The organism is Actinoplanes aureus, assembly GCF_015704865.1.
GTDB lineage: Bacteria > Actinomycetota > Actinomycetes > Mycobacteriales > Micromonosporaceae > Actinoplanes > Actinoplanes aureus.
Map to the genome: position 1 here is coordinate 114,513 of NZ_JADQTO010000003.1, position 14,094 is coordinate 128,606.

Consider the following 14,094-nt stretch of genomic DNA (forward strand, 5'->3'; position numbering starts at 1 on the left):
CGACCGATCGCTCATGCACCGGGGCCGGCCACCGCAAGGTGGCCGGCCCCACGCCGTTCCACTTCTCATAGCGGCCAGCGGGCTGCCGATGGGACACATATGCGGTGGCTGACCGGGACCGGTGAGGAGTCCGTCGACGACACGCTGCTGACCCGTCGCCGGACGATGGAGAAGAGCGCGCTGCTCAGCCGCGGTCTCGGGATGATCGCCACGATGCTGTTCGTTTTCGGCGTCGGGGGCACCGCCTTCGAGTCGGCCTCGCCGGCACAGCGCGCGATCGGCTACGCCGGAGTGGCCGCCATGGCCGTCGCCAACGCGCTCGCGCTGGCCGGCCTGCTGCGCCCCGCGTCCCCGCGCTACGCACTGTTCAGCGCCATGCAGGTGGCCCTCGACATCCTGGTCATCGCCGGTCTCGTGGCCTACTCCGAGCGCTACAGCGGCGACGTCTCCTGGCCGATCCTGGCCGTGCCGGTGGTGGTCGCCGCCGTCCGGCACCAGCTCGCCGGCGCGCTGCTGGCCTGGGCCATCACCACCGCGGCGTTCGCCGCCGCCATCTCCGGCGCGAACGGCGCCTCCGGCGTACGCGACCTCTTCTTCGCCGGGCTGATCAACCTGCTGATCGCCCTGGTCACCGGCTTCCAGTCGCTGGCCTTCGCGCGCCAGCTCGCCACCCTCAACGAGACCCGGCGAGCGTTGCAGCACCAGGCCACCCACGACCCGCTCACCGGGCTACCCAACCGCGCGCAGCTGGCCGGGTACGCCGATCGGTTCACCGGTCGTCCGCTCGCCGTGCTGCTGCTCGACCTGAACGGGTTCAAGCAGGTCAACGACGATCACGGGCATGCGGCCGGGGACCGGCTGCTGCACGAGGTGGGTGTCCGGCTGACCGACACGCTCGGCTCGGAGGGCCTGGCCGGCCGGCTCGGCGGCGACGAGTTCCTGGTGCTGCTCCCGGAGGCCGGCACCGCGGCGGTCGCCCGGGCGGTGGTGCGGATCCGGGACGCGATCCGCAAGCCGGTGGACATCGGCGACGGCCGCGAGGTGACCGTGGGAGTCAGCGCCGGAGTGGCGTTCCGCCCCGAGGGCGGTGACGCCGGCCTCGACGCGCTGAGCGCGGAGGCCGACGCCGCCATGTACCGGGACAAGCGCGGCCACCCCCGCGCCGCGTAGTTCTACTTCCAGGACTCCAGGACGTCGGTCACGGTGGCCGGCCGGGGCGGCGTGGGCACGGCGGCCGGCGTACGGTCGAATCGCGGTGCGGGGGCCGGCTGTGGCACGCCGCCCACCTCGACGAACGTCCCGCGGGCCCGGTTGTGCGGGTGGGCCGGTGCCTCGGCCGGGGTGAGCACCGGGCTCACACAGGCGTCCAGTCCGGCGAAGGCCTGCTCCCACTCGTCGCGGGTGCGTTCCGCGAACCGCTCGGTGAAGATCCGCCGCAGCTCCGGCCAGCCGGACCGGTCCATCTGGTGCGGCAGCCGCTCGTCGCTGTCCAGCCCGAGGCCGGTCAGCAGCGCCCGGTAGAACTGCGGTTCCAGCGCGCCGACCGCGAGATAGCCGCCGTCCGACGTCCGGTACGTGTCGTAGAACGGCGCCCCGCCGTCGAGCAGGTTCTCCCCGCGGCCGCCGGGCCACATCCCGCCCGCGACCATGCCGTGCAGAAACGTGGTGAGCAGCGCGGACCCGTCCACCATCGCCGCGTCGACGACCTGGCCGCGACCGGAGCGCTCCCGTTCCAGCAGGGCGGCCAGCACCCCGACGGCCAGCAGCATGCCGCCTCCGGCGAAGTCGGCGAGCAGGTTGATCGGCGCGTGCGGGTTCTCGCCGGGACGGCCCAGCGGCTCCAGGGCACCGGCGATCGCGAGGTAGTCGATGTCGTGCCCGGCGGCGGGGGCCAGCGGACCGTCCTGTCCCCAGCCGGTCATCCGCGCGTACACAAGTCTGGGGTTGATCTTCTCGCAGGCCGCCGGGCCGAAGCCGAGCCGTTCCGCGACGCCCGGGCGATAGCCCTCCACCAGGACGTCGGCCTGCTCGATCAGACTCAGCAGGCCGGCCAGGCCGGACTCGGACTTCAGGTCCAGGGCCACCGTGCGGCGGTTGCGCTGAAGCGGACCGGCCTGCGGGACGAGCGGTCCGGTGCCGCTGGGCCGGTCCACCAGCACGACGTCGGCGCCGAGGTCGGCGAGGACCATGCAACCGAACGGTCCGGGAGCCAGGCCGGCCAGCTCGACGACCTTGACGCCGGCCAGCGGGGGACGCTCAGAGGACACGCGCGATCAGCTCCTTCATGATCTCGTTCGTGCCGCCGTAGATCTTCTGGACCCGGGCGTCCGCGTACATCCGGGCGATCGGGTACTCGGTGGTGTATCCGTAGCCGCCGAAGATCTGCAGGCACCGGTCGACCACGTCGCACTGCCCCTCGGTGAGATACAGCTTGGCCATCGCGGCGGTCGCCACGTCCAGCTCACCACGGGAGTGCCGGGCGATGCAGTCGTCCAGGAAGATCCGGGACGCCCGGGTCCGGGTGGCGCACTCGGCCAGCACCATCCGGGTGTTCTGGTGCCCGATCAGGGGTTTGCCGAAGGCGGTGCGCTCCTTCGCGTACGCCGTGGCCAGCTCGACCGCGCGCTGCATGGCGGCGACCGCGCCGACACCGATGACCAGCCGCTCCTGCGGCAGCTGCTGCATGAGCTGGATGAAACCGGCGTTCTCGGTGCCCAGCAGGTTGTCCGCGCTGACGCGGAACTCGTCGAAGAACAGCTCGGCCGTGTCGTTGGCGTGCAGGCCGATCTTCTCCAGGTTGCGGCCGCGGCGGAAGCCGGGCGGGTCGCCGGTGAGCTCGCAGACCAGCAGCGAGATGCCGTGCGCCTTGGCGGACTGGTCGGTCTTCACCGCGAGGATCAACAGGTCCGCGAGGCCGCCGTTGGTGATGAACGTCTTCGCACCGGTGACCAGGTAGTCCTCACCGTCGCGGACCGCTTTCGTGCGGATCGCCTGCACGTCCGAGCCGCCGTCCGGCTCGGTCATCGCGATCGCGCCGATCAGGTCTCCGGAACACAGGCCGGGCAACCAGCGCTGTTTCTGCTCCTCGGAGCCGTACTCGCTGATGTAGCCGGTGACGATGCCGCTGTGCACGGCCAGGCCGAGGCTGCCCTCGCCGGTCATCGTCTGCTCGTGCAGCAGCACGGCCTCGTGGGTGAAGTCGCCGCCCCCGCCGCCGTACTGCTCCGGCACGGAGAGGCCGAGCAGGCCCAGCTCGCCGGCCCGGCGGTAGTGCTCGCGGTCGGGATGGCCCTGCCTCTCCAGGCGGCCGGCGTGCGGCAGCACCTCCTTCGTGAAGAAGGTGCGGGCCAGGTCGGCCAGGTCGTCGTGTTCCGGCTTGCGCCACGGCTCGGCGTAGCCATCCAATCCAGGGGTGGGCATCGACTCACCCTCGGGCACTATTGGCGATGTGTCAATAAGCCCTGATCTGAATTCTCGCCATTCATCGTTACGGCCGATCACCGCATCGGCGCGGAACCCGATGAATCTAGGTGACGTAAGGTCGCGCTGTGGTGCATGTCGAGGCGGCCCGTCGCCGCCGGCTGGAACCGGACACCCGGCGCGAGCAGATCCTCTCCGTGGCGATCCGGCTGTTCGGCGAGAAGCCGTACGCCGAGGTCTCGACCACCGACGTGGCCCGGATCGCCGGGGTCGCGCGGGGGCTGGTGAACCACTACTTCGGCACGAAAAAGGATTTATATCTAGAAGTCGTAAGAGTCATGCTCACCGTGCCTTCGGTGGCCGTGGAGCGCCTGGCCGAAGGCGAACCCCACCAACGAGCCGACGCCATGGTGAACTGGTTCCTCGACGTCGTCTCCCGGCACAGCACCTCCTGGCTGGCCGCCATCTCCGCCGGCGGCATAGCCGGAGACACCGACGTGGACGCGGTGATCTCCGAGGCGGTCGACGTCGCCGCGGACGGCGTGCTCGCCGCCTTCGGCCTGGGTGACCAGCCACCCGAGGCGCTGCGCGGCATGGCCCGCTCCTATGTAGGCCTGGCCATCTACACCGGCCGGGAGTGGCTGCAGCGGGGAGCCCTGAACCGCGACCAGGTGCACACCCTGCTGACGACAACCTTGCTCACCATGGTGGACCAGGTCTTCCCCCAAGCCCGCTGACCGACCGAGCCCTCCTCCCACCAGCTCATCCGGCCCGTCTTGAGCCTAGCCTCCTAGGACGCCTTAGAGTGTGTGCCCGGCGCCGCGCAGGACCCGGCCAGCCACCACAGCCCGCACCGGCACTCGAGGGCAGACGCCGCAGGTGGGACTGCCCACTGGAGCCCACCTGGCGCCGAGCCATGTCATGGCGCCCGGTCGATGCGTAACGGCCAGCTGAGCGGGCCCGGCCGTCGGTGCCGCACGTTACGGCGGCCTTGGACTGGATGGCTTCCGTAGTCAGGGTCCCCAAGCGGTGATCTTGCTTGGCCATGCTCAAGGCTGTCTCCACGGCCTCCAGACAGCACCCACGTTGGGCCGGACAAGACCCTGATGCGTCACGGTCAGCGTGACGCGGTGGGGGTGGGGTGCGGCGGTGGGGAGGGGGACCGCCTGCATGGGCCCGGCGGTCGCGTTGCGGCCTTGGGGTGTGGTGGGCTCGCGTGGGAGGGCGGGAGCGGTCCGATTCGGCGGGACGGTGGGTGCGCGTACCGCGAAGAAGCGTGAGCGGAAAGCGAAGGTGGACAAACGGCGCGGCGGGAGGCAGCGTCAGATCATGGGTGCTTATCGGGAGGCGTACGAGCGCAGCATCACCGACCCGGAGGGATTCTGGCGGGAGGCCGCTGCCGGGATTGACTGGCATCGGGAGCCGGAGCGGATTCTGGACGACACTGAGGCGCCGATCTTCCGCTGGTTTCCCGATGCCGAGCTGAACACCTGTCACAACGCCGTGGACCGGCACGTCGACTCCGGTCGCGGGGAGCAGCCGGCGTTGATCTATGACAGTCCGGTGACCGGGGTGGTGCGGGCGTATTCGTTCCGGGAGCTGCGTGATGAGGTCGCGCTCTTCGCGGGAGCGTTGCGGCGGCTCGGGGTGGGGCCGGGCGATCGCGTGGTGATCTACATGGCGATGGTGCCCGAGGCGGTCATCGCGATGCTGGCCTGTGCCCGGCTCGGCGCGGTGCATTCGGTGGTCTTCGGCGGGTTCGGGGCGCGGGAGCTGTCCGCGCGCATCGACGACGCCCGGCCGCGGGTGATCGTGGCGAGTTCATGCGGGATCGAGGCCGGGCGGGTGGTGCCCTACCAGCCGATGCTCGACGCGGCGCTCGCCGAGTCCGCGCACCGGCCGGACCGTCTCGTGATGCTGCAACGTCCGGAGGCGCCGGCGACTCTGGGCAAAGAGGATTTGACCTGGGCGGAGGCGGTCGCGGAGGCGGAACCGGCGGAGTGTGTGCCGGTGCGGGCCACCGATCCGCTCTACATCCTCTACACCTCGGGGACGACCGGCCGGCCCAAGGGCGTGGTCCGGGACAACGGCGGCCATGCGGTCGCGTTGCGGTGGTCGATGGAGAACATCTTCGGGGTACGCCCGGGCGAGGTGTTCTGGGCGGCGTCCGACGTGGGCTGGGTGGTCGGGCACTCGTACATCGTGTACGGACCGCTGCTCACCGGCGCGACCACGATTCTCTACGAGGGCAAGCCGGTCGGCACCCCGGACGCGGGTGCGTTCTGGCGGGTGGCCGCGGAGCACCGGGTGGCGGCGATGTTCACCGCGCCGACGGCGATCCGGGCGATCCGGAAGGAGGACCCGGAGGGCAAGCTGCTCGAGGGGTGCGATCTGCGCGCGCTGCGGTTGTTCTTCCTGGCCGGGGAGCGGCTCGACACGCAGACGTACGCGTGGGCCGGTGACCTGCTCGGCGTACCGGTGATCGACAACTGGTGGCAGACCGAGACCGGCTGGCCGATCGCGGCGAGCCCGCGCGGGCTGGAGGAGCTGCCGACCCGTCCGGGTTCGCCGTCGGTGCCGATGCCCGGTTACCGGGTGCGGGTCGTCGACGAGGCGGGGACCGCCGTGCCGCCGGGTCAGGAGGGCGCCATCGTGATCGGGTTGCCGCTGCCGCCGGGGTGCCTGCCGACGCTCTGGCAGGACGACGAGCGGTACGTGCGCTCGTACCTCACCGCGTTCCAGGGCAACTACCTGACCGGCGACGGCGGGATGTTCGACGAGGACGGTTATCTGTACGTGCTCGGCCGCACCGACGACGTGATAAACGTGGCCGGGCACCGGCTGTCCACGGGCGCCATGGAGGAGGTTCTCGCCGCGCATCCGGCGGTCGCCGAGTGCGCCGTGATCGGCGTCGGCGACCTGCTCAAGGGTCAGGTGCCGCGCGGCTTCGTGGTGGTCAAGAGCGGGCTGGCGACCGACCCGGAGCGGCTGGAGGCGGAGCTGGTGGCGCGGGTGCGGGACCGGATCGGGCCGGTCGCCGCGCTGCGCCGGGTGGACGTGGTCGCCGCCCTGCCGAAGACCCGCTCCGGCAAGATCCTGCGGGGCACGATGCGGGGGATCGCGGACGGCCGGGACGAGCCGGTGCCGTCCACGATCGAGAATCCCGACGTGCTGGAGGCTTTGCGCCCGCTGTTGCGTACGCCGCGTCAGTGAGTGGAAGAGCCGAACGCGGTGAGGAAGCGGTCGCGGAAGGCGTTCATCGGCCAGACCGGTGCGTCCTTCGCCGGCTTCAGCCCCTCGGTCCAGTTCCAGGAGCCGATCTTGTCGAGGACGGCCTGATCACGGGCCACGATGGTGATCGGCACGTCGCGGCCGTATTTCTCACCGGAGACCACCTTGGACGGCTGGTGGTCGCCCAGGAAGACGAGCACCAGGTTCTCGTCGCCGTACTTCTGCACCCAGTCGAGCACGCTGGTCAGCGTGTACTGGATCGACTTGCCGTACTCGGCGCGGACCTTGTTCGAGCTGTCCCAGATCTCGCTCTTCTTCGGCGCGTTGGCCACCGTCTCGTGGTAGATCGAGCCGTCGCCGACCTTCTCCCAGTCCATGAACGACGGGATGGGCGCCCACGGGGTGTGGCTGGAGACCAGCGGCATCTCGACCATCAGCGGCTGCCGGTCCGGCTTGGCGTACTCGAGCTCGGTGAACTTCTTGAGCGTGTACTGGTCGGGCATCTGCGCCCAGCTGAACCGCGGGCCCTGGTAGCCGAGGTTGCGTGAGTCCCAGACCCGGTTGTAGCCGTAGAACGCGCCCTCCGGGAAGGCGCGGGTGGCGCCCGGCATGACGCTGACGGTGTCCCAGCCGGCCCGCTTGAAGGAGCTGGTCACGGTGAGCCGGTCGCTGGCGGTGAGGTTGCGGTACCGGCTCTGGTTGTTGATCCAGAGGCCGGAGAGCAGCGTGGAGTGGGCCAGCCAGCTGTTGCCGCCGAAGGTGGGTGAGGTGAGCCAGCCGCTGCGGGCGGCGAACCCGGCCTGCTGGAGCTGGCCGCTACGGCTGTCGAGCACGGCGTCGACGCCGGAGGCCGTTTCGGGTGCCTCGAGGGCGTTGCGGCCGTAGCTCTCCACGAACGTGAAGATCACGTCCTTGCCGCGCAGCCCGGTGAGCAGCTGGTCACCGGTGGCGGTCTTGAACGGGTCGGCCGCGACCTCCTTGGCGAATTTCGCCTCGTCGGCCAGACCGGCCCGCGCCTGGTGGGCGCGATCCCAGGCGTAGGTCGCGGTGGAGCGGGCGGCGACCGGCACGTTCGGGACGATCTGTACGCCGAGCAGCAGCGCCGCAACCCAGACGGCGGTGATCCCGCCCGCGGTGTACGCCGAGACCTTGCGGTGACCGGCGACCAGCTCGGTCACCCGCAACACGGCCCAGATGATCAGGGCGATCGCCAGGACGGCCCCGAGCAGGGCACCGGCGACCGCGCCGTAGGCGGCGAGTTGCCCGTACGAGTCGCGGATGAAGCCGTACGTGTCGTCGAGCAGCACCCAGTCCAGCACCGGGTCGAACGGCCGGGCCAGGGTCTCGAACCAGCCCATGTCCAGGGACTTCTCGATGACCAGCCAGCCCAGGACGACCCCGCCGATCGAGGCGAGGATGACGCGGGGGCGGCGAGGCAGGAAGACCAGGACGGCGATGCCGATGGCCGCCTCGATCGGGATGCGGGCGAACCCGCCGATCGAGAGGCGCTTGAGAACGTTCGGATAGAGCAGCGCGGCGAAGACGATCAGGCAGGCCAGGACGGTCAGGCTCAGCGCGACCTTGGGGTGGTTCAACAGCCGGCGTACGCGTCCGGGCTCTTTCTTCTCCTCCGGGACCGCCTGGTCCGGTTTCGGCTGTTCGTCCGGCATCGGCGTCGGCTGCGGGTCGGCGAGGTCTGTCGGCTGCACGTCAGAGGGAACGCATGGTCCGCCGGGATGGTTCAGTGCGGTGACCAAATGCTCTGTCCGCCGCGTCACCTTCCCTTGCCAATCTCCTATTTCAGCTATAGGAAATAAGGAAAGAGGATGATGGGGGTTTCCCGCATGACCGGACTGCATCTGGCGGTCGCCCTGGACGGGCGGCACTTCGACGCGGACCGCTGGGTCGATCTGGCGCGGGAGGCCGACGACGCCCGGCTCGACTTCGTGACGTTCGAGGACACCTTCGGGCCGCCGGCCGGGGGTGGCAGACCGGACGCGGTGCTGGTCGCGGCACGCGTCGCCCCGCTGACCCGGCACATCGGGCTGGTGCCGGTCGCCACCACCACCCACACCGAGCCGTTCCACCTGTCCACCGCCCTGGCCACGCTTGACTACGTCAGCAACGGCCGCGCCGGCTGGCAGCCACGGGTCTCCGGCGACCCGGCCGAGGCCGCGCTGCTGGGCCGCCGGGAGCCGCTCGGCGTCGAGGAGCTGTTCGCCGAGGCGGCCGACGCGGTCGAGGTGGTGCGCCGGCTCTGGGACAGCTGGCAGGACGACGCGATCATCAAGGACATCGCCACCGGGCGGTTCATCGACCGGGAGCGGCTGCACTACATCGACTTCGACGGGCCGTACTTCTCGGTGAAGGGCCCGTCGATCGTGCCGCGGCCGCCGCAGGGACAGCCGGTGGTCGCCGCGCTCGCGCACATCCCGGTGGCCTGGGAGTTCGCCGCCCGTTCCGCGGACCTGGTCTTCATCACCCCGTCCGACGCCGATGACGCCGCCAGGATCATCGGGAAGCTGGACCGTCGGCTCAAGGTCTATGCCGATGTGGTCGTGCACCTGGGCGAAGGCGGCACCGTGCAGCAGATCGCAGACCTGATCCAGGGTTGGGCGCGAGCGGGCCTCGACGGCTTCCGGCTGCGGCCGGGACGACTGCCGCACGACCTCACCGCGATCACCCGCGAACTCGTCCCGGAGCTGCGACGGCGTGGCCTGTTCACGCCCTCGGAGAAGTCCACGCTGCGCGACCGGCTCGGCCTGCCGGTGGCCGTCAACCGCTACCAGGAGGCCGGGCGTGCCTAAGCAGATCATCCTCGCCGCGCACTTTCCGGGCGTGAACAACACGACCGTCTGGAGCGACCCGCGGTCCGGCAGCCAGATCGACTTCGACTCCTTCGAGTACCTGGCACGTACCGCCGAACGCGGCCTGTTCGACTTCTTCTTCCTGGCCGAGGGCCTGCGGCTGCGCGAGCAGCGGGGACTCATCCACGACCTGGACGTGGTCGGCCGCCCGGACACGCTGACCGTGCTTACCGCCCTGGCCGCGGTCACCGAGCGGCTCGGCCTGGCCGGCACGCTCAACGCGACCTACCACGAGCCGTACGAGCTGGCCCGCCAGCTGGCCACCCTGGACCACCTCTCCGGCGGCCGGGCGGCGTGGAACGTGGTCACCTCGCCCGGCCCGTTCTTCGGCGCCAACTTCCGCCGCGGCGGCTTCCTCGACTACGACGACCGCTATGTGCGGGCCGCCGAGTTCATCCAGGCCGCCCGGACCCTGTGGGACTCCGACGGCGGCGAGTTCGCCGTCGACAGCAGCCAGTTCGGCATCCGCGGCCGGTTCGGGGTGCCGCGCAGCCCGCAGGGCCATCCGGTGGTGCTCCAGGCCGGTGACTCGGCCGGCGGCCGGGAGCTCGCCGCCCAGCACGCCGACGCGATCTTCTCCCGGCACCACCAGCTCGACGACGCGCGGCGGTTCTACCGCGACGTCAAGGAACGGGTGGCCAAGCACGGCCGCGACCCGGACAGCCTGAAGATCATCCCTGGCGTCTCCTACGTGCTGGGGTACAGCGACGCCGACGCCCAGGAGAAGGCGCACCACATCCGGCGCGTGCAGGTCAGCCCGCAGACCGCGATCCTGCTCCTGGAACAGCTCTGGAACCAGGACCTCTCCGGCTACGACCCGGACGGTCCGCTGCCCTCGGTCGATCCGGTCCTGGACGAGGACGACACCATCATCAAGGGCCGGGCCGGCATGTACCCGGACCGCCTCAAGACCGCCGCCGAGTGGCGGGCGAAGGCCGAGGCGAAGAACCTCAGCATCCGAGACCTGATCATCGAGGTGACCGGCAGGCAGAATTTCATCGGTACGCCCGGACGCGTCGCCGAACAGCTCAACGAGTACGTGCAGACCGAGGCGTGTGACGGCTTCATCCTCGTCTCGCACCTGACCCCGGCCGGCCTCGACGACTTCGTGGACCAGGTGGTCCCGTTGCTCCAGGAGCGGGGCGTCTTCCGTACCGGGTACGAGACCACCACCCTGCGGGGTCATCTCGGACTGCCACCGGCATGAGGTTCCTGCTGCTCAGCCTGATCACCTGGATCGACAGGTCGAAGAGCATCCAGCAGCGCGCGGCGCGCACCTCCCGCATCAAGCTCTGGACCGGCGTCACCACGCTCAGCCTGCTCGACAAGGTCACCTGGTCCGGTAGGTACCGGCCGTCGCTGACCGAGGCCGAGACCTGGCCGCGGCCGCTCCAGCAGCCGATCACCGTCTGGCACGGCAGCGCGACCAGCAAGGCGTCGGTCGATCTCGCGGCCTCCTACGGCGATCCGCTGTTCTCCGCCTACGTGACCAACCCGATCGAGCCGTATGCCGAGTTGATCGACTACTACCGGGAACGGTGGGCGCACCACGGCCACGACCCGGCGGCGATCCGCATCGGGGCCGGCAGCGCCGGGTTCTACGCCGCCCGCAGCAGATCATCGACAAGGTGCACCGCTATCACGAGCGGTTCGGTCACGAGGTGACCCACCTGAGCGCCGACACCGAGGGACTCACCGAGAAGCAGAACCGGGCCGGCCTGGAACTGTTCGCCAGCGACATCGCCCCCGTGTTACGCCGACTGAAAGGGCGGTAGCCATGCCCGTACCCCTCTCGATCCTGGACCTCGCCCCGCTGGTCGCCGGCGGCGACGTGGGTGACGCCCTGCGCCGCACGCTCGATCTCGCCCGCCGGGCCGAGCAGTTCGGATACCACCGGTACTGGGTGGCCGAGCACCACTTCACGCCCGGCGTGGCCAGCGCCCAGCCGGCGCTGCTGCTCGGGCAGATCGCGGCCGTCACCGACCACATCCGGCTCGGCTCCGGCGCGGTGCAGACCGGCCACCAGACCGCGCTGTCGATCGTGGAACAGTTCGGGCTGCTCGACGCCCTCTACCCGGGCCGCTTCGACCTCGGCCTGGGCCGCTCCGGGCAGGCCAAGAAGGAGGCGCTGCGGGAGCAGGCCAAACACGCGGCGCCGCAGGAGGAAGAGGTCGTCGACGGCCTGCTCATCCCGAAGCCGTTCTCCTGGGCGCCGATCTTCGCGTCCAAGCGGACCGCGCTGGCGAGCAGCCTGCTGTCCCAGCCGGGCGCCGAGCCGCTGCCGCTGAACGAGATCCTCGACCAGATCTTCGCGCTGCTCGCCGGCCCCTACTCCGACGGCGAGGGCAACGAGGTGAGCGCGGTGCCCGGCCTCGGCGCCGACCTCCAGGTGTGGCTGCTGGGCAGCAGCGGCGGGGAGAGCGCGCGCACGGCGGGGGCACGGGGACTGCCGTTCGCCGCGAACTACCACGTCGCCCCGGCGAAGATCCTCGAGGCGGTGGAGGCGTACCGGGAGTCGTTCGTACCGTCCGCGGCGCTGGCCGCGCCGCGCCTGATGGTCTCGGCCGACGTGCTGGTCGCCGAGGACGACGCCACGGCTCGGCGCCTGGCGGCGCCATACGCCCTATGGGTGCACAGCATCCGCACCGGCCTCGGCGCGGTGCCGTTCCCCAGCATCGCAGAGGCGCGGGCGTACGAGTGGACCGATCAGTCCCGGTCGCTCGTGGCGGACCGGGTGTCCACGCAGTTCGTCGGGTCACCGCAGACCGTGGCCGCGCGGCTGCGCACCCTCCAGCGGGTAACCGGCGCCGACGAGCTCCTGATCACCACGATCGCCCACGATCACGCCGACCGGGTCCGCTCCTACGAGTTGCTCGCGAAGGAGTGGAGCGCCTAGAGGCCTTCCGTGGTCAGGGGTCTTGTCCGGCCCAACGTGGGTGCTGTCTGGCGGCCGTTGAGACAGCGTTGAGCGTGGGCCAAGCAAGATCACCGCTTGGGGACCCTGACTACGGAAGCCCTGTCGCCATCCTCGCGGTCCAGGTCTGGCAGGCGGCCATCTCGGAATTGGCCGGGGCGGCAGTCCCGCCGTGAGCCCACACGCGGCGGCCCACCTGAGCCCAGCCCGGCCCAGCCCGGCGCGGGAGGTGGTGACAGCCCTCAGACACAGCTGACCCCGCTTTCTCGGCCTGTTTGATCATTCGGCTGTGCGCGAGGGCTGCTTCCAAGGCAGTTGAAGCAGCCCTGGCGCACAGCCGGCCCGCAAAACCCCGCCTTGTCGACCACCGAGCTAGCAGCAGCGGCTGTCTCGCCGATCCACACCACACCCGCCATGCCCGGGCGGCTGGACGGCGACCACCGGCCGGCCGTGACCGGCCCTCGAAACCGCGAGTGGGCACTCCGGCGGCTGGATAGCAGCATCGGCCGGGCGTGACCGGCCCTGCGAATCGCGAGTGGGCACTCCGGCGGCTGGATAGCAGCCACCTGCCGGGCGTGACCGGCCCTGCATGCCGCGAGCAGGCACCTCGGCGGCCGGGGGCGGCCACCGCCGACCGCGACTGGCGCTGCTAACCGCAAGCGGATGGCACCGTCCCGGCCCGGCGGGCGCTGTAGGGCCGGGTGTAGGCAGTCAGCTCGCGCGGGAACGTGGAGGACACCGCGTGAACGCGTACCCCAAATGGTCTTCCCTCAGGCGCTGCGGCCCGTCACTTCCATGCGGGAGGGCGCGCGCCCGGGGTGGTGAACGAGGCGAAGCGGGTGGTGTCGCGGAAGGCCGGGATCCCGTAGAGGCGGCGTGCGTACCGCGACAGGTGCGGGTAGACATGCAGGCCGGGGTTGATCGCGCGGTCCGCGTTGGGGCCGGCGTCGTAGCGGACCAGGGTGACCCAGAGCCGGATGTCGGCCTCGGTCAGCACGCCGCCGACCAGGAAGTCGGTGTGTGCGAGCCGGGCGTCGAGTAGCTCAAAGGCCTCCAGCAGCGCGGCCCGGGCCGCTGGATCGTGCCGGGCGGCGGTCACGCCGTGATTGACCGCCGGGCCGATCCAGGTGTCCAGCCGCTCGATCTCGCCGCGCAGCGCCTCCGGGTACGTGTCCACCGGGTTGTCGGCGAGGTGCCGGAAGCGGGTGGCCAGGTCGACGCCGATGCCGGCCGCGTCGGTGCTGACCACGCGGCTGGAGAAGCGGTCCCAGAGCATCGGTACGGCCACGTGCCCGTCGAAGTCCTCGTCGGTCGCCTCGTACGCCTCGCGCAGCAGCGTGAAGCCGTTGACCGGGTCGGGGCCGTGGGTCTCGCGGAACGCCCAGCCCCGGGCGTCGCGCTGGTCGTCCACGTAGGACATGGTGACGAGGTCGTGCAGTCCGGCGAGCTCGCGGGTGATCGCCACCCGGTGGGTCCACGGACAGAACCAGCCGCCGTAACAGTGGTAGCGGAACGGCCGCGCGGTGTACGGCCCGTCCTCGGTGATCCGGGCGTTGAAACGGGTCTCGGGTGCGGTGCGGTACTCGCCGAAGGTCGCGGTGTCTACCGGGCTGGCCAGGCGGGTCCGGGTGGATAGGTGCGCCATGTAAACACTCTGGTGCA

11 protein-coding genes are annotated in these 14,094 nt (G+C 70.8%); 7 read left to right on the forward strand and 4 right to left on the reverse strand.

What is annotated here, in order from left to right; all coding sequences use genetic code 11:
* Positions 1–99 precede the first annotated feature (99 nt).
* Complete coding sequence (locus I4J89_RS06440) at positions 100–1,170, forward strand: GGDEF domain-containing protein (protein ID WP_196412913.1); 1,071 nt, start codon at positions 100–102, stop codon at positions 1,168–1,170.
* A gap of 2 nt (positions 1,171–1,172) precedes the next feature.
* On the opposite strand, the gene I4J89_RS06445 is transcribed toward I4J89_RS06440, so the two are convergent.
* Positions 1,173–2,267 (reverse strand): CaiB/BaiF CoA transferase family protein, encoded by a 1,095-nt coding sequence (locus tag I4J89_RS06445; RefSeq protein WP_196412914.1) that lies wholly within the window; start codon positions 2,265–2,267, stop codon positions 1,173–1,175.
* Positions 2,257–3,420: an acyl-CoA dehydrogenase family protein gene (locus I4J89_RS06450; protein ID WP_196412915.1), complete on the reverse strand. Its 1,164-nt coding sequence runs from the start codon at positions 3,418–3,420 to the stop codon at positions 2,257–2,259. The genes I4J89_RS06445 and I4J89_RS06450 overlap by 11 nt, the downstream gene beginning before the upstream one ends.
* Positions 3,421–3,548: 128 nt before the next feature.
* Here I4J89_RS06450 and I4J89_RS06455 point away from each other — a divergent pair, with 128 nt between their 5' ends.
* Positions 3,549–4,157 (forward strand): TetR/AcrR family transcriptional regulator, encoded by a 609-nt coding sequence (locus I4J89_RS06455; protein ID WP_309238210.1) that lies wholly within the window; start codon positions 3,549–3,551, stop codon positions 4,155–4,157.
* Between the two features lie 592 nt (positions 4,158–4,749).
* Positions 4,750–6,633, forward strand: coding sequence for a propionyl-CoA synthetase (locus I4J89_RS06460; protein WP_196412916.1), 1,884 nt, complete (start codon positions 4,750–4,752; stop codon positions 6,631–6,633).
* Here the strand turns inward: I4J89_RS06460 and I4J89_RS06465 are convergent.
* Positions 6,627–8,360: a sulfatase-like hydrolase/transferase gene (locus tag I4J89_RS06465; RefSeq protein WP_309238211.1), complete on the reverse strand. Its 1,734-nt coding sequence runs from the start codon at positions 8,358–8,360 to the stop codon at positions 6,627–6,629. The two genes, I4J89_RS06460 and I4J89_RS06465, sit on opposite strands and share 7 nt — an antisense overlap.
* Positions 8,361–8,495: 135 nt before the next feature.
* Between I4J89_RS06465 and I4J89_RS06470 the strand changes: the two genes are divergently transcribed.
* From I4J89_RS06470 to I4J89_RS06485, 4 genes are all read left to right on the forward strand, one after another.
* Entirely contained in the window at positions 8,496–9,458 is a 963-nt protein-coding gene (locus I4J89_RS06470) for an LLM class flavin-dependent oxidoreductase (RefSeq protein WP_196412917.1), read from the forward strand.
* Positions 9,451–10,725 (forward strand): LLM class flavin-dependent oxidoreductase, encoded by a 1,275-nt coding sequence (locus tag I4J89_RS06475; protein WP_196412918.1) that lies wholly within the window; start codon positions 9,451–9,453, stop codon positions 10,723–10,725. Before I4J89_RS06470 ends, I4J89_RS06475 begins: the two co-directional genes overlap by 8 nt.
* Complete coding sequence (locus I4J89_RS06480) at positions 10,722–11,183, forward strand: LLM class flavin-dependent oxidoreductase (RefSeq protein ID WP_230858477.1); 462 nt, start codon at positions 10,722–10,724, stop codon at positions 11,181–11,183. The genes I4J89_RS06475 and I4J89_RS06480 overlap by 4 nt, the downstream gene beginning before the upstream one ends.
* Positions 11,184–11,295: 112 nt before the next feature.
* A complete protein-coding gene (locus I4J89_RS06485; RefSeq protein WP_196412919.1) occupies positions 11,296–12,414 on the forward strand; it encodes an LLM class flavin-dependent oxidoreductase in 1,119 nt (372 codons plus the stop codon).
* 805 nt (positions 12,415–13,219) lie between these two features.
* Here I4J89_RS06485 and I4J89_RS06490 read toward each other — a convergent pair.
* Entirely contained in the window at positions 13,220–14,077 is an 858-nt protein-coding gene (locus tag I4J89_RS06490) for a glutathione S-transferase C-terminal domain-containing protein (RefSeq protein ID WP_196412920.1), read from the reverse strand.
* Between the last annotated feature and the right edge of the window lie 17 nt (positions 14,078–14,094).

Coding starts and splice junctions, on each gene's coding strand:
- I4J89_RS06470 (WP_196412917.1), top strand. CDS start 8,496: ATGACCGGACTGCATCTGGCGGTCGCCCTGGACGGGCGGCACTTCGAC.
- I4J89_RS06485 (WP_196412919.1), top strand. CDS start 11,296: ATGCCCGTACCCCTCTCGATCCTGGACCTCGCCCCGCTGGTCGCCGGC.
- I4J89_RS06460 (WP_196412916.1), top strand. CDS start 4,750: ATGGGTGCTTATCGGGAGGCGTACGAGCGCAGCATCACCGACCCGGAG.
- I4J89_RS06480 (WP_230858477.1), top strand. CDS start 10,722: ATGAGGTTCCTGCTGCTCAGCCTGATCACCTGGATCGACAGGTCGAAG.
- I4J89_RS06450 (WP_196412915.1), bottom strand. CDS start 3,420: ATGCCCACCCCTGGATTGGATGGCTACGCCGAGCCGTGGCGCAAGCCG.
- I4J89_RS06490 (WP_196412920.1), bottom strand. CDS start 14,077: ATGGCGCACCTATCCACCCGGACCCGCCTGGCCAGCCCGGTAGACACC.
- I4J89_RS06440 (WP_196412913.1), top strand. CDS start 100: ATGCGGTGGCTGACCGGGACCGGTGAGGAGTCCGTCGACGACACGCTG.